The organism is Marivibrio halodurans (assembly GCF_017963645.1).
Lineage (GTDB): Bacteria > Pseudomonadota > Alphaproteobacteria > UBA8366 > Aestuariispiraceae > Marivibrio > Marivibrio halodurans.
Genome location: NZ_JAGMWN010000003.1, coordinates 35,965 through 57,057, shown reverse-complemented (window position 1 = coordinate 57,057; position 21,093 = coordinate 35,965). Strand labels below are relative to the sequence as shown.

Below are 21,093 nucleotides of genomic sequence, written 5' to 3'. Positions count from 1 at the left end.
ACGGATATCGCGCGGTTCCATCTCGCATGGCTGGGAATCGCCTTATCCTCTCCCCATGGCTTCCAATGACGGCGACGATATCGCCCTTCTGGGCGGTGAGGACGGCTGGAGCGATCCGGCCGCGCGGCGCGTGTTGTTACGCGCGGTCTTCCGTGACGATCCCGAGTTGGGGGAGCGGATCGCGGCGGGCATCGAGCGGAGCGGCCGGGCGACCCGAGACCTCACGGCCCTGCTCACGCTCGCCCATCAGGCGGTGCAGGCGGGGGCCAAGGGGACGGATGCGGCGGGGACGGATGCGGCGCTTGCCGCGCGGTTCCGCGCCCAGGCCGGGGCGCCGCGCGCCTTCATGGCCGAGGGGCAGGCGAGCGCGCGTACCTACGAACCCGGCGAGGGCAAACCGGCGGAGGCGATCTTCTGGCCCAACCCGACGCGCGACCCGGCCCAGGGTCTAGAAACGCTGGCGCCCTTCGCGCGGCGGGTCCCGCTGGTCGATGCGGCGACGCCGCTGGGCAGTGCTGGAAGCTGTTTCGCGTTCGAGATCAGCCACGCCTTCCAACGCCGGGGCTTCAATTATGTGATCGCGGAGAAACAGCCCGACGGCACGGCCGGCGTCCATTCCGAGGGCGCGCGCCCCGATAGGTCGGTGACCGATTTCTGCGCCGCCTGGGGGTTGCTCTTCAACAGCCCCGGCTTCCGGCAATTGGCCGAGCGCGCCTTCGGGGAGCGCTCGTTCGATCCGCTATTGGTCCGCATGACGCACGGCGATCAGTCCTATTGGACCGACCCTTATCGCGAAGGGGTGGGGTTCACCACGCCGGAGGCTTACGAGGCCGACCGGCCTCGTCACCTCGCCGCCGTGCGGGACGCGCTGACCCGCGCCAAGGTCTTCATCGTGACGCTGGGGCTCAACGAATGTTGGCGGCTGTTGAGCGACGGCAGCGTCCTGTCCCGCAATCCGCGCGGTTTCTCCTCCTACCTCACCGCGCGGCCGGAGGTGCTGACGGTGGAGCGCAACGTGGCCGATATCCGCCGTTTCGCGGAGATCGTGCGCGTGCACAACCCCGACTTGGAATTGATCCTTTCCGTCTCGCCCGTGCCCTTCATGGCGACCACGCGGGCGGACGACACCCATGTCGTCGCGGCCAACACCCATTCCAAGGCGGTGCTGCGCGTCGCGGCGGAGGAGATATGCCGCACCGACCCGAAGGCGCATTACTTCCCCTCCTTCGAACTTGTCACCACCTGCCTGAAGGACCCGTGGGAGCCCGACCTCCGCCATGTGTCGCGCGGGGCGGTGGACCGGGTGATGCAGCTTTTCGACGCGATGTTCCTGAAGCGGGAGGCGTAAGGGAGGCGTCAATCGTTCGCGTCGCGTACCGCATCAGTCATCAGTGCGATGAAATCGCCGGGCAATCCGTGCTTGAAGCGCACCCGGCCCTGGCGGAGCAATTCGCGGCGCAGGGGCAGGGCGTTGCCGCCCTTGGCGGTCATGGCCTCGGGCGGGGTCGTCTTTTCCGGCGCGGGCCAATGGCCGGGTTGAGGCTCGGCCCCCTCGGCGACGATGGGAAGCGGCGCGTCGTCCACCACCGCCGGCGCGTCCGCCACGTCCATGAAATTCCAGGTCGCCTCCAACGGAATGTTGTTCGGGTCGTAGAAATAGATCGACCAGAAAAGGCCGTGATCGACCGCGCCATGCACGTCGACGCCGGCGGCTTCCAACTTGTCCTTCAGGGCGAACAGATCCTCGCGGCTTTCCACCGTCATGGAGAGGTGGTCGTAGCCGCGCGGTTCCGACGTCCGGTCGCCTGGAAATTTCCGCGCCATCGGGGTGGCGCCGTCATATTCGAAGAAGGCGATCTGGGTGCGCCCGTCGGCCAGTTTGAAGAAATAATGGCGGAAGCCGTCATGGCCGATCCCGGCGACGAGCCGCAGGCCCAGCAGATCGCGATAGAAGCGTATCGTGCCCACGATATCGTGCGTGATGAAGGCCAGGTGATCGATCCCCGTCAATCTCGTCATGTCTCGCCTCCTCCCCTTGGCGGCTCCCGGAATGCCGGACTTCCGAAGTCTAGCGCGCCCGGTCGACGAAGAGCCAGAGCAGGGCGTCGGTCGGCGGCGCGAACAGGCCTGGGGGGAGGGCGCTCGCCGGGACGTCGGCGAGGCGTTTCGCGCTTGCCGGGCTGATGCCGTAGGTCGCCTGGATCAGCAGGCGCGCCCGCTTCTCCGGCGCCACTCCCTTATGCAATCCCCGGGTCATGGCCAGGAACCGCGTGCCGGCGGGCCCGGTGATCCGGGTCGCGTGGCGGCCGGTATGGCGCGCCACGTCCGCGTCGCTCTTGCGGAGGGTCTGGAACAGCCATTCGAATAGCCGCTTCCGTTCAGTCTCGCCACGGCCCTGGCCGATGATCGCGCCGTAATCCCGGGGGCGGTGGGTGCGCTCGACATAGGCGTGGGGGCCGCTCGTCTCGTCCACGTCGGTCAGGTAGAGGAAATGCTTCACGAAGCGGTGGTCGTCGATGTCGAGATGGAAGCGCTGCGCGTCCCGCGCCTCGTGGCCGGGAAAGCTCCACCAAGCGACCAGCGCGATCAGCATCGGCGGCGCGCCGAGATAGCGTTCCGTGGCGGCGAGCGCCGTCGGTTCCGTCACGAAGGACAGAACCTCCGGCAGGCGGAGCAGATCCTCCGCCTTGTATTCGGCGACGTTGTGGCGCCGTGCGGCCTCCAGGCTCAGCGCCTCGGAGCGCGCCGCCCCCTGCTTCGCGAATACCGGCAGCGGGTCCAGCGCGGCGCGCAGCCGTTCCACCGCCGAATCGTCCCAGGCGGGTAGGGTGCTCCATCCGCGGTCGTCGATCTCGTCGGCGATGGCCTCCCCCTCGTCCGTGGGCGGACATATGGGCATCTTCAGGCGGTCGCGGGCATAGCCGCCGATGGCGGCCGCGATCGCCTGTTCCATCGGCGGGTTCAGCAGGGCCCGGCTCAGTACATGGCGGTGCCGTTCCAGGGCCTGGGCCGCGTCGGTCGGCATGGGGAACATGGCGCGCAGCGGCCGGCCTTCCGGCACCGCCAGCAGATAGTCCGCGAAACCGCGATACCACGCGCCCGGCGTGGCGAGCCGTTGATAGGGCAGCGGTACGGGCTTCGCCGTCTCGGGTTTCGCCGTTTCGGGGTCCTGCGTCATCCCTCGCGGATGTCCTTGGACGCAGTCTTGCCTTGCGTCATCGGCCGTGGCCTACACTATGGCCAGCAAGCAACAAACCTAACGACCCGTCTGCAGGGAGGGAAGCACCATGGCCGAATCGGATCCGAAAACCGGACGCAAAGTGTGGGATAAATCGAAACTGCCGAGCCGCTATGTCTCGATCGGCCCGCAAAGCGCGCCGCACCGCGCCTTCTATTACGCGATGGGCATGACGGACGAGGAGATCAAGCAGCCCTTCGTCGGTGTCGCCACCTGCTGGAACGAAGCCGCGCCCTGCAACATCTCGCTCTCGCGTCAGGCCCAGGCGGTGAAGAAGGGCGTGAAGGCCGGCGCCGGCAATCCGCGCGAATTCACCACCATCACCGTGACGGACGGCATCGCGATGGGCCATGCGGGCATGTATGCCTCGCTGCCCAGCCGCGACCTGATCGCGGATTCGGTGGAACTGACCGTGCGCGGCCATTGCTATGACGCGATCGTCGGTGTCGCGGGTTGCGACAAGTCGCTGCCGGGCATGATGATGGCGATGGTGCGCATGGATGTGCCCTCGATCTTCATCTATGGCGGTTCCATCCTGCCGGGCCGCTACAAGGGCAAGGACATGACCGTGCAGGACGTGTTCGAGGCCGTCGGCCGCCATTCCGGCGGGCAGATCGACGAGGACGAACTGCACGACATCGAATGCGCCGCCTGTCCCTCGGCCGGGTCCTGCGGCGGGCAGTTCACGGCGAACACCATGGCCTGCGTGTCTGAGGCCATCGGCCTGGCCATGCCCGGCTCCGCCGGCGCGCCGGCCCCCTATGAAAGCCGCGACGCGGTGTGCGAGGCGTCGGGTCTGCAGATCATGGACCTGATCGAGAAGCAGATCCGCCCGCGCCAGATTGTCACCCGCAAGTCGCTGGAGAACGCGGCGCGGGTCGTCGCGGCCTCCGGCGGGTCCACCAATGCGGGCCTGCACCTCCCGGCCATCGCGAACGAGGCGGGGATCGACTTCGACCTCAACGATGTGACCGACATCTTCCGAGAGACGCCTTATATCGCGGACCTGAAGCCGGGCGGGCGCTATGTCGCGAAGGACCTTTACGAGGTCGGCGGCGTTCAGATCATCCTGAAGGCGCTGTTGGAGGCCGGCCTGCTGCACGGCGATTGTCTGACCGTCACGGGCAAGACCTTGGCCGAGAATCTGGAGAACGTCACCTTCCCGACCGATCAGGACGTGGTGCGTCCCGTCTCCAACCCGCTGTCGAGTTGGGGCGGTGTCGTCGGGCTGCGCGGCAATCTCGCGCCCGAGGGGGCGATCGTGAAGGTCGCGGGACTGAAGGAATTGGTCTTCAAGGGGCCCGCGCGTTGCTTCGATACGGAGGAAGCCGCCTACAAGGCCGTGGCGGAACGCGATTACAAGGCGGGCGAGGTGATCGTCATTCGCAACGAGGGCCCGAAGGGCGGCCCCGGCATGCGGGAGATGCTGGCGACCACGGCCGCGATCTACGGCCAGGGCATGGGCGATAAGGTGGCGTTGATCACCGACGGGCGCTTCTCCGGCGCGACGCGTGGCTTCTGCATCGGCCATGTCGGGCCGGAGGCCGCGGTCGGCGGGCCGATCGGTCTGCTGCGCGACGGCGACATGATCACCATCGACGCGCATCAGGGGCTGCTGGAGGTCGACCTTTCGGCGGAGGAGTTGGAGCGTCGGCGCGCCGAATGGACGCCGCCGGCACCCGGCAGCGGCTCCGGCGCGTTGTGGCGTTATGCCGAGACGGTGGGCTCCGCCGTCGGCGGTGCCGTCACCCATCCCGGCGCGAAGGCGGAGAAGAAGCCCTTCGCCGAGATCTGATGGAATGATGCGAAGCGCGCGTCCGGGACCGGGCTTTATTCCGTCGCCGGGCGCGCGCAGCGGCCTTCATCCGCCACGCCCGGGTCCTCGCCCTGGCAGGCATAGTAGAGCGCCAGATCGTGCATGGTCCGGCGGGTCAGCGCGTCGGCATAGATCGCCATGAAGACGTGCGGGCGGAATCCGTCGCGGAAGTTGCGCAACTCGTTCAGCAGATATTGCTCGTACTGACCGGCGAGCTTCGGCCAACCGCGCTGGATGCCGAGGCCAGCCCTGCCGTGGCATTCGACGCATTCCAGTTCGATCGCCAGGCGTTCCCCTCGCGCGACATTTCCCAGGTTAGGGTCCAACCGCATGGCGGGCCGTGTATCCGGATGCTGATCGCGCGACATATCGGCCCGCCCTTCGCCGGTGAAAGTCATGGCGGACAGCAGGACGAGGAGAAGGAGCGACGCGGCGGAGATGAAAATCGAATCCACTCTAATCACGATAGCCCGGATCGATGCGGTCGAGCATGCGTAGATAGGCAGGCCATTCCGGCACGTCCTGGTCGGACCCGGAATTGGCTTCGGCGCTGTCCCACTGTCGGGCCGTGTGCTCGCGCACCTCGGGCGCGGGCAGGGTGATCTCGCGCCCGGTCTTCATGACGTCCAGTTGAACCTCGCAGGCTTGCTCCAGGTAATAGATGCGCGAGAAGGTGCGCGCGATGCTGGGTCCGCAGGTCAGCAGGCCGTGATTTCTGAGGACCATCGTATGGTGCCGGCCAAGATCGGCGACCAGACGTTCCCGTTCGCTGAGATCCAGCGCGATTCCCTCATAATCGTGATAGGCGATACGCTGATGGAATTGCAGACCGCCCTGGGTCATGGGCACGAAGCCTTCCTTCAGGCAGGATACCGCGACGCCCGCGCGGCTGTGCGTGTGCAGCACGCAGTGCAGGTCGGGCCGCGCGCCATGGATGGCGCTGTGGATCGTGTAGCCGGCCATGTTGATTCCAAACGATGATCCGTCGAGGATGTTGCCGTCCAGATCGATCTTCACGAGGTTCGACGCGCAGACCTCGTCATAGGCGAGGCCATACGGGTTGATCAGGATTTCATGCCGGTCGCCCGTGTCGGGCACGCGGGCCGTGATGTGGTTATAAATCTGATCCGTCCAGCCGTGATGGTGGATCAACCGATAGCAGGCGGCGAGTTCGACCCGGACGATCCATTCCGCATCCGAGCAATCGAGCGCGCGTGTCGGGGGAGCCAGATCGCCACGTAAATCATAAGGCATTGACTTACCCTCTCCTGTCGTTAGCCCGCGCGGCGCGCCTTGGCGGCGCGGGATAGCGCATGCAGTGCGTCGTCGTCGACCGGGTCCAGCGGAGTCCGGTCGGGATTGTTGAGGAACCAAGCGCGGCCTTGCCCACCTTCCGGTAAATTCTCCACGCTGTTGTAGGCCAAGTACAGGGTGGCGCGCGGCCAGGGACTGACATTATTGGCGGAGCCGTGCACCAGATTGCAATGGATGAAGGCGACGGTGCCGGCCGGTCCCGTCAGCGCCTCTATCCCACCGTCGCGCGCCAAGGCCTCCAGCATGTGCGCGCTGATGCGCATCACGCTGCTGCCCCGGCCGTCTGGTTCCGGGTGCGCTTCCCGCACCTCGCCATGCCGGTGGCTGCCCGGCACGAGGAGGAGCGGGCCGTTCACCGCCGTCGTGTCGTCCAACATGATCGCGGTCATGACGCAATCCGGCCGCTTCATGCCGTCCTCATGACGCCAGACCCCGAAATCCTGATGCCAGTTCCAGGGATCGCCGGTGAAGCCCCGCCTCGGATCAAGGCGGCTTTGATGGATATAGGCGGACGCGCGCAGCAATTGCCGTACGGGTCCAAGCAAGCGGGGCAGACAGGAAAGCAACCGGAAGGGTTCGCAATAGTCATGCGCGCCATAGATAAGGCGGATCGCGCTTGACCCCGGCTCGCGGACCACCTCGGCCCCTTCGCGTGCCTGGAGGTGACGCCGCTCGGTATTGAGCACCGCGACTTCCTCCGCGTCGAGAAGACCGGAGAATTGTAGATACCCCCGCTCGTCGAACTCCTCGACTTGCTGCGACGTCAGATACATGGGCGTCACGGTTCCCGATGCAGAAGACCCGATGAGAGGGCGGAGCCTATCGCAAGCGGGCGGGCCGGGAAAGACGTCGACGCGCGCATGATCATCCTTTTGCTTCCACCGCGGCGCGCACCCGTCGCGCACGTCCCGACCGGCCGTAGAGGAGTAGGCCCAGGACGACGAGCGCGCCGCCAAGATATTGATCCGGCGATAGAACCTCCCCGAGGAGCCAAGCCGCCGCGAGGATGGAGATGACCGGCTCCAGATTGAAGAGAATCGCGATCATCGGCGCGCTGGCGAGCTTGAGCGCCGCGAACTGCAATGCGAGCGCGAGCGTGTAGAAGCCGCATACCGCCAGCATTGCCCAACGCCCGTCCGCCCCGGCCGGAAAATCGAGCCCGCCGAATAGAAGCGGGGCCGTGACCATGCAAAGCAGCACGGTACCGAGATTGGCGTGGAGGCTGACCGTCAGGCTCGACACGCTCTCCAGCGCCTTGCGGGAGAACAGCAGGAAGGCGGCCAATCCCACCGCGCCGAGCAGGGCCAGGGCGATGCCGCGTGGGTCGAGTGTCTCCAGCGACGGGCCGATCGCGAGCGCGAGGCCCGCGAAGGCGATCAGGAAGGCGAGCGCATCCAGCGCGCGCAAACGCGGCCCGCCCAGCAGCGGGTCGATCAGTGCAACCATGATCGGCCAAGTGAAAAAGATCACCGCCGCCAGCCCGACCGGAATATAGGCGACGGAGCCCAGATAGCCGATCCCCTGAAGGAAAAGACTGAGCGTCACCCCGATCAGCCAGGGCCAGGCGGCGCGCGGCACGCGCGGCAGGCGCCGCGTCGCCAACAGCAGAAGCAGCGCCAGCAATCCGGCCGCGCCCGTACGCGCCGTCATCAGGGTCGCGGCATTGCCGCCATCGGCGTAGACGAGGGGCGCGATCGGCGTGTTCATCGCGAAACCGGCGGCTGAGCCGAGTGTGAGCGCGATGCCGATATTTCGGACAGGTAGAGTGGTGGCGGGGGCGGGGGCGCCGGGTCCGCTCACGACAACGCCCGCATCGCGTCGTCCAGCCCCGCCAGTGTCAGGGGGAACATCCGATCCTCAATCTGCTCGCGCGCCATGCGGATCGAGGGGTGGTAGGGCCAGAGCCGTGTCGGCTGCGGGTTGAGCCAGACCGCCTTCTCGAAATGGGCGAGCAGGCGCTGCATCCACACCTGCCCCGGCTCCTCGTTCCAATGTTCGACGCTGCCGCCGGGATAGGCGATCTCATAGGGGCTCATGGTGGCGTCCCCGACGATGATCAGCTTGTAGTCCCGGCCGTAGGTGCGCAGCACATCCCAGGTCGGAACGGCGGTGCGCCAGCGCGCGCGCATGTCCTCGAACAGGTTTTCGTAAACGTAATTGTGGAAATAGAGATGGATCGCGTGCTTGAATTCCCCGCCCAGCGCGTCGAACAGCTTCCGGCTCTCCAGGATGTGGTCGTCCATCGACCCGCCGACATCGTAGAGTACGATCAGCTTCACGGCATTGTGCCGCTCCCGCCGCCATTTGATGTCGACGCTGCCGCCGTTGCGCGCGGTGCTGCGGATGGTGTCGGGCAGGTCGAGTTCGAACTGCGAACCGGTGCGCGCGAAGCGTCGCAGGCGCCGCAACGCCATCTTCATGTTGCGGTTCGACAGCGGCTCGTCGCTATCCAGATTCTGGAAATGCCGTTCGTCCCAGACCTTGACGGCGCGGCGATGGCGGCTCTCGTCCTGGCCGATGCGCACGCCCTCGGGATTATAGCCATGGGCGCCGAAGGGGCTGGTGCCGGCCGTGCCGATCCATTTGCCGCCGCCCTGATGACGTTTCTCCTGCTCCGCCAAGCGTTGCTTCAGCGTTTCCATCAGCTTCTCGAAGCCGCCAAGGGCCTCGACCATCGCCTTTTCTTCCTCGGTAAGGTGCTTCTCGGCGAGTTTCATCAGCCATTCGGTCGGCAAGGCCGTGGCCTCCACGCCCTCCTCGCCGACGACGCCCCGGAAAACCTCCCCGAAAACCCGGTCGAACCGGTCGAGATGCCGCTCGTCCTTCACAAGCGCCGCGCGGGAGACATAGTAGAACTGCTCGACGGATTGCCGCGGCACGTCGCGCGCCATGCATTCCAGCAGACTTAGATACTCCCGCAACGAGACCGGCACGCCGGCCGATTTCAGCTTGTAGAAGAGGGTGGGGAACATGCGCGCTCACGCTCCAACAACGGTTCGGGGGCGGACGATAGGCCAAAGCGGGCGTCGGTCCAAGACGCCACGGCGCATTCGATCGACGCGTGCGTCATCCGGAACCGGGCGTCCCCCGTAGGATGAACCATGATTGTATCCGGCGACAATTTCGGTCGATCCGCCGCCATGCCGCCGACGGGGTGGCGGGGGGCGCATGTCTTCTCCTTCGATCTGAATGACGGCGGACGGCTCGACCTCGCGGCGTGCGCGGGTGGGCCGGTCCTGATCGTCAACACGGCTTCGCGCTGCGGCTTCACCGGACAATATGAGGGGCTTGAGCATCTCCATCGCGATTTCGGGCCGCGCGGGCTTACCGTGATCGCGGTGCCGAGCAATGATTTCGCTGACCAGGAACCCGGCGACGACGCCGCCATTCGTGATTTCTGCGGGGTGCGGTACGGCGTGACCTTTCCGGTCACGCGCAAGATCCGGGTGGCGGGCAGGGGCGCGCACCCGTTCTATCGCTGGGTCAGGAGAGAGGCCGGCTGGTTCGGCCGTCGGCCTTGGTGGAATTTTCACAAATACCTGATCGGGCCCGACGGCATGCTGGTCGATTGGTTCGCGCCGATGACGAAACCGGCCGATCCGGCGCTTACCCGTCGCCTGGAACATTTATTGCCGCGCTGATTCCCTTTCCACCGAAAAGCGCGCGGGCCGGGTGCGGTTGACATTCTTTCCGCCCCGCGAGTAGCCTTTCTTCGGCAACCAAAGTTGTTCATCGGGGTGGTTGCGCGCCCTGGGCGATGAGGCCGGTCGAGCGTGGCGAACGCCACCTGCCGGTCCGCACGTGCCACCGGCCCGCCTGAATGGCCTGCCGGGCAAGGCCAAGAAAAATACAAAGCCAACGAGAAACATGAACAAGGAGGCACAATCCATGAAAGCTTTCGCACGCGCCGCTGGGCGCACGGTCGTCGCCGCGGCGGCGTTCGCCGCCGTGTCCGCGAGCGCACAGGCCGATACCTGGCGCTACGCCTTCGAGGAGGCGATGGACGACGTCCAGGGCAAGTTCGCGCAGAAATTCAAGGAGGAGGTCGAGAAGAACTCCGACCATACGGTCAAGCTCTTCCCCTTCGGAACCCTTGGCGAGTCGGCCGACATCATGGAGCAGGCGCGCGCCGGCATTCTACAGTTCGTCGACCAATCCCCGGGCTTCACCGGCTCCATGATTCCGGAGGCCCAGGTCTTCTTCGTCCCCTATCTGATGCCGACCGAGCCGGAGGTGGTGAATACCTTCTTCAGCGAGAGCGAGGCGATCAACGAGGATTTCGAGGATCTCTACGAGGAGAAGGGCCTGGAACTCCTTAAGATGTTCCCCGAGGGCGAGGTGGCGATGACCACCAAGGAAAAGGTCACGTCGCCGGAGGACCTCAATGGGGTCAAGTTCCGGACCATGACCAACCCGCTTCTGGTGGAATCCTACGACGCGTTCGGCGCCACGCCGACGCCGCTGCCCTGGGGCGAGGTGTTCGGCGCCTTGCAGACCGATATCATCCAGGGGCAGGAAAACCCGGTCTTCTGGGTCTGGTCGACGAAGATGTACGAGGTGACGGATTATATCACCTTCGCCGGCCACAACATCTTCACCACGGCGGTCATGGCCAATAACGACTTCTTCGAGGGGCTGCCCGAGGCGGAGCAGGAGATGGTCGAGGACGCGATCGACGTCGCCTTCGACTATATCCTCGAATACCAGGAAGGCCTGACCGAGAAGTCGCTGGAACAGATCAAGGAAGCCAAGCCCTCGATCAATATCGTCCATCTGACGGAAGAACAGCGCGAGCCCTTCAAGCAGGCGGCCGCGCAGGTCGAGGAACGCTTCATCGAGATGACCGGAGAGAGCGGCAAGGCGATCCTCGAACAGTTGAAGGAGGATCTCGCCGAGGCGCGTGAAGCCGTCGCGGCTAACTGATCCGGGCCTCCCGGAGCTAGATGCAACGCCCATCCGGCTCGTCCTTCCAGGGCGCGCCGGATGGGTTGTCGCCGTTCACGGAACCGCGGGGGGCGGTCCTTTACGGCGCGCCGGCGGGCTTCCGCCGGCTGGGGACGAGGGGGAGCCGGATGGCAGACCAAGAGTCGGACGGGCAGCACGGGGGAAAGGGCGAGCCGCCCTCGACCCTGCCCGGATTTCTCGGCGTGATCGATACCGCGATCAGCCGGATCGAGGCCCTGGCGCTTGCCGCCGGGGTATTGTTGATGGCGTTCAACACGATCGCCAATGTAGTGAGCCGCTTCGTCTTCCAATACGGGCTCTATTTCAGCGGCGAGCTTAACCGCATCCTGATCATCCTGATTACCTTCGCCGGTCTCGGCTATGCCGCGCGGCACGGGCGGCATATCCGCATGTCGGCGCTGTTCGACGCGCTCAACGTGCCGGGCCGCAAGATGATGATGATCGTGATCACCGCGGTGACCGCGATCGCCATGTTCGCGCTCTGCTATTTCTCCATCGGCTATATCCTGCAGGTGGCCAGCTCCGGGCGCATCCTTCCCGCCCTGCAGATCCCGGTCCATTGGATCTATCTCTGGGTCCCGGTCGGATTCTTCGTCACGGGTGTTCAGTACGCGCTGACCACCGTCAAGAATATCACCGCGCGCGACGTCTATCTCTCCACCCATGTGCTGGAGGGGTACGAGGAAGACGAGCGGGAAATCTGAGGAGCGGGGATCATGGGAACAAAACTTTTCGTCATCATGGTCGTCCTGCTGCTGGCGGGCTTTCCGATGATGGTGCCGCTGATCATGGGCGCGGCCTATGGCTTCTACGAGTTGTTCGGCGGCTTGCAGAAGATGGACTTCATGGTGCAGCAGATGATGGCCGGCATCCGACCGGCCTCGCTGATCGCCGTGCCGATGTTCATCCTGGCCGCCGACATCATGACGCGCGGCGAAAGCGCCAGTCGCCTGATCGATATGGTCATGCGCTTCATCGGCCATATCAAGGGCGGGCTCGCGGTCTCCACGGCCGCCGCCTGCACGTTGTTCGGCGCGGTGTCCGGCTCGACCCAGGCGACGGTGGTCGCGGTCGGCAGCCCCTTGCGCCCGCGCATGCTGAAGGCGGGCTATAATGATAGCTTCGTCCTCGGTCTGATCATCAATGCGAGCGATATCGCCTTCCTGATCCCGCCCTCGATCGGCATGATCATCTATGGGGTGATTTCCTCCACCTCGATCTCGGAGCTATTCATCGCGGGCGTCGGGCCGGGGCTGCTGCTGCTCGTCCTGTTCTCCGCCTATTCGATGTTCTATGCCCATATGAAGGGTGTGCCGACGGAAGAGAAGGCGAGCTGGTCGGAGCGGCTGGTCGCCATGCGCCGCGCGCTTTTCCCGCTCGGTTTCCCGGTCATCATCGTGGGCGGCATCTATGGCGGCATCTTCAGCCCGACCGAGGCGGCGGCGGCCTGCGTGCTCTATGCGCTGATCCTGGAATTCCTCGTCTTCCGCTCGCTGACGGCGGGCGATATCTATCGCATCGCCAAGTCCACGGGCCTGATCACGGCGGTGGTCTTCATCCTGGTGGCGGCCGGGGCGGGTTTCTCCTGGGTCATCTCCTTCGCGCAGATCCCGCAGGAGATCCTGGGCGCCATCGGCATCGCGGACATGGGGCCGAAGGGCGTGCTGGCGGTCATCTCGATCGCCTTCTTCATCGGCTGCATGTTCGTCGATCCGATCGTGGTGATCCTGGTGCTGGTGCCGATCTTCGCGCCGGTGGTGGAGAATGTCGGGCTCGACAAGGTGCTGGTCGGGACCGTCATCACATTGCAGGTGGCCATCGGGTCGGCGACGCCGCCCTTCGGGTGCGACATCTTCACCGCGATCGCGGTGTTCAAGCGGCCCTATATGGACGTGATACGCGGGATTCCGCCCTTCACGATCATCCTGGTCGGCGTGGCGGTCGCGCTGATCTTCGTGCCGGAGATCGCGCTGTTCCTGCGCGATCTGGCCTTCAGATGAGCCCAGGAGGGGGATAGGATCATGAGCGCGTTATTCACCCGCATCCTCTGCCCCATCGACGGCTCCGCCAATGCGGAGGCCGCGATGGAGATGGCCGTCGGTCTTCAGAAGGCGCATGGCGCCGAGCTTTGGCTGGTGACGGTGTTCCGCCATCACAGTCTTCTGGAGGCCTCCATGTCGATGGTCCGGCCGGAGGATCCGGGCAATGTCGACGATTCCCTGAGGGACTATGCGAGCGAGGTAAGCGAGGCCGGCAAGAAGCGCGCCATCGAGTTCGGTGCCGATCCGGTGCGCGCCTTCGTCAAGCGCGGGCCGCCCGCGCGCACGATCGTCGCCTTCGCGAAGGACCATGATTGCGATCTGATCGTGCTCGGCAGCCGGGGGTTGGGGGATATCGAATCCTATCTCCTCGGCTCCGTCTCGCACAAGGTGACCAGCCTGTCGGAGTGTCCGGTCCTGGTGGTGTGACGACCGCCCACGCCGCATGCCCCAGGTCGGGCATCGCCCAACGAAGAAGCCCCGCCGGTGACGGCGGGGCTTCGACGGTCGTGTGGAACCCTTTGGCTTAAGGGCGGTGCCTTACCAGCTCGTCTCCATCTTCTCGCGCAGGCCCTGGTCGAGCTTGTCGAGGAACTGGGTCGTGGTGAGCCAGGGCTGCTTGTCGCCGATCAGCAGCGCGAGGTCCTTGGTCATGTGACCGTTCTCGATGGTCTCGATGCAGACCCGCTCCAGAAGCTGGGCGAAGCGGACCACGTCCGGCGTTTCGTCGAACTCGCCGCGCGACTTCAGGCCGCGCGTCCAGGCGAAGATCGAGGCGACCGGGTTGGTGGAGGTCTCCTTGCCCTGCTGGTGCTGGCGATAGTGGCGGGTGACCGTGCCGTGCGCGGCCTCGGCCTCGACCACGTCGCCGTTCGGCGTCATCAGCACCGAGGTCATCAGGCCGAGCGAGCCGAAGCCCTGCGCCACCGAATCCGACTGCACGTCGCCGTCATAGTTCTTCGCCGCCCAGACGAAATCGCCCGAGGATTTGAGCGAGAAGGCGACCATATCGTCAATCAGCCGATGCTCGTACCAGATCTTGTTCTTCTCGAACGTTTCCTTGAACTCGGCCTCGTAGACTTCCTGGAAGATGTCCTTGAAGCGGCCGTCATAGGCCTTGAGGATCGTGTTCTTGGTCGAGAGATAGACCGGGAAGCCGCGCATCAGGCCGTAATTCATGCAGGCGCGCGCGAAGCCGCGGATGGAGCTGTCCAGATTGTACATGCCCATCGCGATGCCCGGACCGTCGAACTTGAAGACCTGGTGGCGGATGGTCTCGCCTTCCGGGTCCTCCGGCGTGAAGGTGATCGACAGCAGGCCGGCGCCCGGAACCAGGAAGTCGGTGGCGCGGTACTGGTCGCCGAAGGCGTGGCGGGCGACGATGATCGGCTTGGTCCAGGAAGGGACCAGCTTCGGTACGTTGTCGCAGACGATCGGCTCGCGGAAGACGGTGCCGTCCAGGATGTTGCGGATCGTGCCGTTCGGCGAGCGCCACATCTTCTTCAGGCCGAATTCCTCGACCCGCTGCTCGTCCGGCGTGATGGTGGCGCACTTGACGCCGACCCGATGCTCCAGGATCGCATTGGCGGCATCGACCGTGATCTGGTCGTCGGTCTCGTCGCGCTTCTGGACGGAGAGGTCGTAATATTTCAGGTCGATGTCGAGATAGGGCAGGATCAGCTTGTTCTTGATGAAGTCCCAGATGATCCGGGTCATCTCGTCGCCGTCGAGCTCGACGACCGGATTCTTGACTTTGATCTTGCTCATGGGTGTCGGGCTCCCCTGGCCGTTCGTTTCGATCATGTCGGTAGAGGCCGCCGTCCATCGCCATCCCTTCGGGCGGGACGCCGTGGCGCGCGACCGGGCGGGGGCGTGCCGGCCCCAATCGGTTTCGGCCCCCCGCGAAATCGCCGCGACCATACAGTGGCCGGCCCGGCCCGGCAATATCGGGGGATGCGCACGCATCCCGGGCGATGCCGCGCCCTTCCCATTCCGCCGAAGGATGCTATCTAGGAGATATGACGATCCATCTCGCGCTCGCCTCGGCGCTCTTCGGGGCCATGCTCTTTTTCGCGGCCGTGGTCGCGCCCTGCGTTTTCCGGTTTCTGGAGGGAGAGACCGCGGGGCGTTTCCTGCGCGGTTTCTTCCCCATCTATTATATCGCCGGTCTGGCTGTCGCCGGTCTGGGCGTGCCCGTCGCGATCTGGGAAGGAGGCTTCGTCGGCGCGGGGATCCTGGCGGCCGTGGCGAGCGGCTTCGCGCTCTCCCGTTTCGTCCTGGTCGGGCGGATCAACGCCGCGCGTGACGCGGAACTCGCAGGCGGGGCGGAAGGCAGCGGCGGAAAGGCGGCGGCCAAGCGGTTCAAATGGCTGCACCGCGCGAGCGTGATGATCAATCTGGCGCAGATGGTGCTGCTTCTACTGCTGATCCTGCGCGCCTTGGCGGTGATTTGAGGAGGCTCGGTGTCAGCATGTCTGACTATCTCGGTACCACCGAAACACCCAACTCCAGTTTCTGGTTTAACAAATTGTTCAAGCGGTTCAGAACATCCAAAGATTTATCGTAATCTTTTTTGCATCTTTTACGAGTGTCCGTGACTAGTGCATTTAACTCAGCCATTTTTGGTTGCACATGCTGGGCTTGGTCTTCTGGCAGCGAAATCCTCCCGACCAAGCCGGTCATGTTTGCGGGCAACTTTTCGAGCAACGCGCCTCGCTCCGCCCCGTACATTCGGAAAAGTCCAATCGTGCTGTTATGGACAGAATCCAAAGCGACGAGGTCATTGAAAAGGTTATTGTCCTTCAATGATAACAACATTGCCATTTCTTCGTTGGCAAAATGAACCTTGTCCAACGGATTGGCGATAGGAAGCAGTACGGCCCATGGTTCCAAGTGTCCGTGGCCTTGTTCGCGAGCGCGAGTAAAGCACTCCTCTACATGGTTGTGCATGGTAGCTAAGCCACTGTATATTCGCACCATTTTGAACAACAGTGAATAACCCAAAGAACGTTGGCGATCTTTTGCCGTGTCAACTCGCTCATTCTCTGCTGCCTTTAAGGACATTCGCTGTATACCGAATGTTATAAGGCCACCAATTACCGAGCCAACGATTGCCCCAGTGATCGCTGCCCAAAACTCGTTGGTCATTTCCGGCAGGAAGCTCCAAAGCGGATGCTCAGGGTCGGATAATTTTTCCAAGATCTCCTCCAACGACTTAAAGTACCTGTATCATATACTACAATAATAGACTGACCAAGAGAGGGGATTGTTGTTTATTATAATAAAAAATCATTAAGCTAAGGAGTGTCAAAAATATGCAATATAATGATGAACGTCATGTGAGTTACACATGAGTATAAACGCTAATTTGCACGACCCTGACTATCTAATTCTAAAAGAAAATGGCGCGCCCCGGCGTCAATCGAACAGTTTGTCGATATCCGATTGACCGAGAGTCGTCGCACCCTCCCGGTGGACCGGTGCGTCACGCCCTTCGGCCACATGCTCCGCCCCGTCGGCGAGCGCCCGGGCTTCTTCCGCCGATATGGCGGCATTGATGATGGCGCTCATCGTCTCGATATGGCGGACCAGATCGCGGGAGAGCGCGGGCGCTTCCACCGCGATCGCCGCCGTCTCCCCCCCGGCGCGAAGACGGTCCAATCGCGGCAGTCCGGCCTCGATCCGTTCGCGCGCCGCCGCCGTGCAGCGGTCGAACGGCTCACGCCAGATGTCCGGCGCATGCTCGTAAGCCCAGACCGCCAGATCCTTGTGCTGGAAGACACTGTCCGCGAAATGCTGCTGATAGGACTTGAAGCGCCAGGCGCCGGCCTCGTCCAGCATCTCCGGCATGTCGCCCACCATCTCCAGCATCATCACCAGTTCATTGAAATGGTTCAGATAATCCGTCGAGAGCAGACTGGTGTCGTTGATCGTGGTGTCGCGAACGAGGCGTCTATATGTCTTGGTCAGCTTCACCGATACGTCCTTGGTTCCGGTCGTCGAAGCCCCGCGCCCCCATCCCGCGTCAGGTCCACTTGCTGCGGATATCTCCCCGGTCCGCGGGTTGCCGCGCGAGCGCGGGGATCACCTGTTCCGGCGTGTCGACGACTTGGAAGAGGTCGAGATGCGCCGGTTTGACGAACCCCTCGTTCACCTGATGCTCCAGCAGATGCACGAACAGATCCCAATAGCCGGCGATATTCAGCAATACGATCGGTTTGTCGTGCAGTTGCAGTTGGCGCCAAGTCAGAATCTCGAAGGTTTCGTCGAGCGTGCCAAGGCCGCCCGGCATCACGACGAACCCGTCGGACAACTCGGCCATGCGTTGCTTGCGCTCATGCATGCTCTCGGTTTTCTCGATCTCGGTCAGGCCTTCCATCCCGACCTCCAGGCGATCCAGGAAATGTGGAATGATCCCGGTCACTTGTCCGCCCGCGTCGAGACAGGCCCCGGCCATCGACCCCATTAGCCCGATGCTGCCCCCGCCATAGACGAGGCGAATACGGCTTTCGGCCAGCAAACGGCCGAGGGATTGGGCGCCCTCCAAGTAATCCGGGCGGTTGCCTTTGGAGGACCCACAATAGACGCAGATACTGCGGAGGGGAGGTTGCACGGTTATCTCACCTGTCATCGTGCCGCCGGGCTTGGCGGCTTTCGTCGCCTCTCACGCGATAGCCTATTCCCCCCCTGGCGTCCAGCCGGGGCGTCCAGCCGGGACGTCCAGCCGGGGCGCCCGGTGGAAGCGCCCGGGACTCTCGCCTTGTCGGTGCGACCTCGCGTTGCGCCGCGCGGCGCGGAGGCGTAGGATCGGGCGCGAAACGTGAACGCGGCGGCGTGCATGGGGGATCGGCACAGCGGCGCGGGCGACAAGGATGAACGATCGCGCCCATGGCGCGAATCGCGGGCCCGCGTCGATAACGAGCAGTGAGGGGCACTTGAACAGGACCGTACTGATCGGCATAGCGGGAGCGGTGATCGTTCTGATCGCCTTGATTCTCAACAACGTTCTGAATCAGGCTCCGATCGAGGAGGAAACGGCGCCGTCCCAGACCGAGGCGCCGGGCGATAGTGACGGTGGCGCGGACGGCCGATCCGCATCCTCCGACGGTCAGGGCGACGCGATCGACAAGGCCGGGCAGGTCGCCGACCAATTGTCCGGCGCCTCCTCCCCTCAGGAGGAGCCGGCGGACCCCAACACCCCCACCTTCGACGTCGTGCGGATCAGCAAGAGCGGTGATACCGTAATCGCCGGCCGGGCCAAGCCGGGCAGCGAAGTGCTGATTTTCGACGGGGACAAGCAGATCGGCGCCGTCACGGCGGATGAGCGCGGGGAATGGGTCTACCTCCCGGACCAGCCGCTGGAGCCGGGCTCGCACGATCTATCGTTGCGCGCCAGAACGCCCGAAGGGGTGGAGCGCGAGTCGGACAGCAAGGTCGTCCTCGTCGTGCCCGAAACCGGTAAGGATATTGCGGGCCGGCCGACCTCGACCCCGCAGGAACCGCTCGCCATGCTCGTGCCCAAGGAAGGCAAGGGCAGGGGGGAGCATAAGACCCTCGGCGCGCGCGTTCTGCAGAAGCCGTCCGTGCCGGGCAGCGTCGAATCGGACACGGGCGAATTGGCCCTCGACAACGTCGATTATGACGAGACCGGGCGGGTCAGCCTGGGTGGTCGCGGTCTACCGGGAACGGAAGTGCGTGCCTATCTCAATAACGAGCTGGTCGGCCGCGCGGAGGTGCCTCCTACCGGCCTGTGGCGGGTGACGCCGGAGGGCACGGTCGAGCCCGGGTCCTATCAACTCCGGCTTGACATGGTTGGCGAAGGCGGCGACGTCACGGCGCGCATCGAACTGCCCTTCAGCCGGGCGAAGCCGATGCGCGACCTCGCGGGCGGCGCCTTCGTGGTCGTCCAGCCGGGCAACAGCCTATGGCGGATCGCGCGTCGAACACTGGACAGCGGCTATAGTTACACGGTCATCTACGAGGCCAACAAGGAACAGATTCGCGATCCGGACTTGATCTATCCCGGTCAGATATTCGAGGTTCCGGCGAACTGACCGCGGGTGGCCGATGGTCGCATTGAAAGGCGCGCGGCGCGTCCGGGACGCGCGGAGGTAGCATGAGCGATACGTTGAAATCCGTCCTGGTGCCGATCAACCGCGAGGGGCTGGCCTTCATCGCACTGTTCGCGATCGCCACCATCGTGCTGGGGTTGTTCTGGCCGCCTTTCTTCGTGCCGGGGGTCGTGCTGACCGCGTGGTGCGCCTATTTCTTCCGCGATCCGCCCCGGGTGACGCCGGTGCGCGAGGGGTTGGTGGTCAGCCCCGCGGACGGTGTCGTGCAGAAGATCGTCGAGACCAAGCCGCCGGAGGAGCTCGGCATGGCCGATCGTTCGGTCCCGCGCGTTTCGATCTTCATGAATGTCTTCGATGTCCATGTGAACCGCGCGCCGGTCGACGGCACCATCCTCAAGATGGACTACCGGCCGGGTAAGTTCCTGAACGCCAGCTTGGACAAGGCCAGCACCGACAACGAACGCCTCAGCTATCGCATCGAGGCGGCGGGGGAAAAGGAACTGGCGATGGTTCAGATCGCCGGGCTCGTTGCCCGCCGCATCGTTTCCGACGTGCAGCAGGGGGATGATATCCGCACGGGCGAGCGCATCGGCATGATCCGTTTCGGTAGCCGGGTGGACGTTTACCTGCCGCGCGGGACCCCCATCCTGGTCTGCGAAGGGCAGCGCGCGGTCGCGGGCGAGACGGTGCTTGCCGACCTCGGCGGCGGCCCCCGGGGCAAGGAGAAGATGCGCAAGGGCGAGGTTCGCTGATGCTGCGCGCGCGCCGTCATAAGCGCCGGGATGCCAAGCGCACCCCGCGCCTGAAGGGCATGACGCTCACCAAGATGATCCCGAACATGATCACGGTGGCGGCGACCTGCGCCGGGCTTACGGGGGTGCGCTACGCCATCGACGGGCGGTGGGAATTCGCCGCCGGGGCGATCATCGTGGCGGCGATCCTGGACGGGCTCGACGGGCGGATGGCGCGCATGCTGAAGGCGCAGAGCGATTTCGGCGCCCAATTGGATTCGCTCTCCGATTTCGTGTCCTTCGGCGTTTCGCCCGCGCTGATCGCCTGGTTCTGGGCGCTCAACGAGTTGGGAGGGTTCGGCTGGGTCGCGGGACTGTTCTTCGCGGTCTGCTGCGGCCTGCGTCTCGCGCGGTTCAACAGTCGTCTCGATACGCTGCCCCCCTATGCCTATAATTATTTCCAGGGCGTGCCGGCGCCGATGGGGGCGGCGCTCGGCCTGTTGCCGATGATCATCAGCTTCGAGACCGGCATTCTTCCGGTCCATCATCCGGCCGCCGTCGCGATCTGGATGATCCTGATGGCCTTGCTGATGGTGAGCGAGGCACCGACCTTCAGTTTCAAGAAATGGAAGCTCGCCCCGCGCTACATGCTGCCCTTCATGGCGGGGGTCGCGTTGGTGCTCGCCGGGATCGCGGGCGCGCCCTGGCTGACGCTTTCGATCGCCTGCGGCCTCTATCTGCTGACGATTCCCTTGTCCGTGCGCAGCTTCTCGAAGCTTAAGGCGGAAGCGGCGCGGCTCGCCGAATTCGAGGAGGCGGAAGGTGCCGCTACCGGCGGCGAGAACGCCGCGGAGGGAAGCGGCGACTCCTCCGGACGCGTGCGCAGCTTGCGCCCGTCCCGCTGACAGGCGGAGCCAGG

At 64.6% G+C, this 21,093-nt stretch carries 22 protein-coding genes; 11 read left to right on the top strand and 11 right to left on the bottom strand.

Annotated elements, in window-relative coordinates; all coding sequences use genetic code 11:
* The first annotated feature begins 55 nt into the window (after positions 1-55).
* Positions 56-1,348 (top strand): GSCFA domain-containing protein, encoded by a 1,293-nt coding sequence (locus KAJ83_RS06995; RefSeq protein ID WP_210681342.1) that lies wholly within the window; start codon positions 56-58, stop codon positions 1,346-1,348.
* A gap of 8 nt (positions 1,349-1,356) precedes the next feature.
* Here KAJ83_RS06995 and KAJ83_RS06990 read toward each other — a convergent pair whose 3' ends face one another.
* Both KAJ83_RS06990 and KAJ83_RS06985 read right to left on the bottom strand, forming a co-directional pair.
* Entirely contained in the window at positions 1,357-2,019 is a 663-nt protein-coding gene (locus KAJ83_RS06990) for a VOC family protein (RefSeq protein ID WP_210681341.1), read from the bottom strand.
* A 49-nt stretch (positions 2,020-2,068) separates the two neighbouring features.
* Positions 2,069-3,178 carry a phytanoyl-CoA dioxygenase family protein gene (locus KAJ83_RS06985; protein WP_210681340.1) on the bottom strand — a complete coding sequence of 370 codons (1,110 nt, stop codon included), beginning with the start codon at positions 3,176-3,178 and terminating at the stop codon, positions 2,069-2,071.
* A 109-nt stretch (positions 3,179-3,287) separates the two neighbouring features.
* On the opposite strand from KAJ83_RS06985, the gene ilvD reads away from it, so the two are divergent.
* Positions 3,288-5,033, top strand: a complete 1,746-nt coding sequence (ilvD, locus tag KAJ83_RS06980; RefSeq protein ID WP_210681339.1) for a dihydroxy-acid dehydratase — start codon at positions 3,288-3,290, stop codon at positions 5,031-5,033.
* 35 nt (positions 5,034-5,068) lie between these two features.
* Here ilvD and KAJ83_RS06975 read toward each other — a convergent pair whose 3' ends face one another.
* The 5 genes from KAJ83_RS06975 to KAJ83_RS06955 form a co-directional block, all read right to left on the bottom strand.
* The gene (locus KAJ83_RS06975; RefSeq protein ID WP_210681338.1) at positions 5,069-5,518 is read right to left on the bottom strand and encodes a c-type cytochrome; all 450 of its coding nucleotides are present in this window, start codon (positions 5,516-5,518) and stop codon (positions 5,069-5,071) included.
* Positions 5,511-6,308 (bottom strand): class II aldolase/adducin family protein, encoded by a 798-nt coding sequence (locus KAJ83_RS06970; protein WP_210681337.1) that lies wholly within the window; start codon positions 6,306-6,308, stop codon positions 5,511-5,513. The genes KAJ83_RS06975 and KAJ83_RS06970 overlap by 8 nt, the downstream gene beginning before the upstream one ends.
* A 20-nt stretch (positions 6,309-6,328) precedes the next feature.
* Positions 6,329-7,141: a phytanoyl-CoA dioxygenase family protein gene (locus KAJ83_RS06965; RefSeq protein ID WP_210681336.1), complete on the bottom strand. Its 813-nt coding sequence runs from the start codon at positions 7,139-7,141 to the stop codon at positions 6,329-6,331.
* A 91-nt stretch (positions 7,142-7,232) separates the two neighbouring features.
* Positions 7,233-8,168, bottom strand: coding sequence for a DMT family transporter (locus KAJ83_RS19625; RefSeq protein WP_210681335.1), 936 nt, complete (start codon positions 8,166-8,168; stop codon positions 7,233-7,235).
* A complete protein-coding gene (locus tag KAJ83_RS06955) occupies positions 8,165-9,340 on the bottom strand; it encodes a vWA domain-containing protein (protein WP_210681334.1) in 1,176 nt (391 codons plus the stop codon). The genes KAJ83_RS19625 and KAJ83_RS06955 overlap by 4 nt, the downstream gene beginning before the upstream one ends.
* A gap of 129 nt (positions 9,341-9,469) precedes the next feature.
* Here KAJ83_RS06955 and KAJ83_RS06950 point away from each other — a divergent pair, with 129 nt between their 5' ends.
* The 5 genes from KAJ83_RS06950 (at position 9,470) to KAJ83_RS06930 (ending at position 13,801) form a co-directional block, all read left to right on the top strand.
* On the top strand, positions 9,470-10,009 hold the full coding sequence (locus KAJ83_RS06950) for a glutathione peroxidase (protein WP_210681333.1): 540 nt from the start codon (positions 9,470-9,472) through the stop codon (positions 10,007-10,009).
* 247 nt (positions 10,010-10,256) lie between these two features.
* Positions 10,257-11,291 (top strand): TRAP transporter substrate-binding protein, encoded by a 1,035-nt coding sequence (locus tag KAJ83_RS06945; RefSeq protein ID WP_210681332.1) that lies wholly within the window; start codon positions 10,257-10,259, stop codon positions 11,289-11,291.
* A gap of 149 nt (positions 11,292-11,440) precedes the next feature.
* On the top strand, positions 11,441-12,037 hold the full coding sequence (locus KAJ83_RS06940) for a TRAP transporter small permease (RefSeq protein ID WP_210681331.1): 597 nt from the start codon (positions 11,441-11,443) through the stop codon (positions 12,035-12,037).
* 12 nt (positions 12,038-12,049) lie between these two features.
* Positions 12,050-13,333 (top strand): TRAP transporter large permease, encoded by a 1,284-nt coding sequence (locus KAJ83_RS06935; protein ID WP_210681330.1) that lies wholly within the window; start codon positions 12,050-12,052, stop codon positions 13,331-13,333.
* Positions 13,334-13,354: 21 nt separating this feature from the next.
* Complete coding sequence (locus tag KAJ83_RS06930; protein ID WP_210681329.1) at positions 13,355-13,801, top strand: universal stress protein; 447 nt, start codon at positions 13,355-13,357, stop codon at positions 13,799-13,801.
* Between the two features lie 111 nt (positions 13,802-13,912).
* Here KAJ83_RS06930 and KAJ83_RS06925 read toward each other — a convergent pair whose 3' ends face one another.
* Complete coding sequence (locus tag KAJ83_RS06925; protein ID WP_210681328.1) at positions 13,913-15,139, bottom strand: NADP-dependent isocitrate dehydrogenase; 1,227 nt, start codon at positions 15,137-15,139, stop codon at positions 13,913-13,915.
* A gap of 251 nt (positions 15,140-15,390) precedes the next feature.
* Between KAJ83_RS06925 and KAJ83_RS06920 the strand changes: the two genes are divergently transcribed.
* Positions 15,391-15,825, top strand: a complete 435-nt coding sequence (locus KAJ83_RS06920; RefSeq protein ID WP_210681327.1) for a DUF4149 domain-containing protein — start codon at positions 15,391-15,393, stop codon at positions 15,823-15,825.
* Positions 15,826-15,850: 25 nt separating this feature from the next.
* Here the strand turns inward: KAJ83_RS06920 and KAJ83_RS06915 are convergent, their stop codons facing one another.
* The 3 genes from KAJ83_RS06915 to KAJ83_RS06905 form a co-directional block, all read right to left on the bottom strand.
* Complete coding sequence (locus KAJ83_RS06915; RefSeq protein ID WP_210681326.1) at positions 15,851-16,582, bottom strand: hypothetical protein; 732 nt, start codon at positions 16,580-16,582, stop codon at positions 15,851-15,853.
* 207 nt (positions 16,583-16,789) lie between these two features.
* A complete protein-coding gene (locus tag KAJ83_RS06910) occupies positions 16,790-17,347 on the bottom strand; it encodes a hypothetical protein (protein ID WP_210681325.1) in 558 nt (185 codons plus the stop codon).
* 49 nt (positions 17,348-17,396) lie between these two features.
* On the bottom strand, positions 17,397-17,984 hold the full coding sequence (locus KAJ83_RS06905) for an LOG family protein (RefSeq protein ID WP_343221967.1): 588 nt from the start codon (positions 17,982-17,984) through the stop codon (positions 17,397-17,399).
* 322 nt (positions 17,985-18,306) lie between these two features.
* On the opposite strand from KAJ83_RS06905, the gene KAJ83_RS06900 reads away from it, so the two are divergent.
* The 3 genes from KAJ83_RS06900 (at position 18,307) to KAJ83_RS06890 (ending at position 21,079) form a co-directional block, all read left to right on the top strand.
* The gene (locus tag KAJ83_RS06900; RefSeq protein ID WP_210681323.1) at positions 18,307-19,425 is read left to right on the top strand and encodes a LysM peptidoglycan-binding domain-containing protein; all 1,119 of its coding nucleotides are present in this window, start codon (positions 18,307-18,309) and stop codon (positions 19,423-19,425) included.
* A 62-nt stretch (positions 19,426-19,487) separates the two neighbouring features.
* Positions 19,488-20,195: a phosphatidylserine decarboxylase gene (locus KAJ83_RS06895; RefSeq protein WP_210681322.1), complete on the top strand. Its 708-nt coding sequence runs from the start codon at positions 19,488-19,490 to the stop codon at positions 20,193-20,195.
* Positions 20,195-21,079: a CDP-alcohol phosphatidyltransferase family protein gene (locus tag KAJ83_RS06890; protein ID WP_210681321.1), complete on the top strand. Its 885-nt coding sequence runs from the start codon at positions 20,195-20,197 to the stop codon at positions 21,077-21,079. The genes KAJ83_RS06895 and KAJ83_RS06890 overlap by 1 nt, the downstream gene beginning before the upstream one ends.
* Positions 21,080-21,093: the final 14 nt, after the last annotated feature.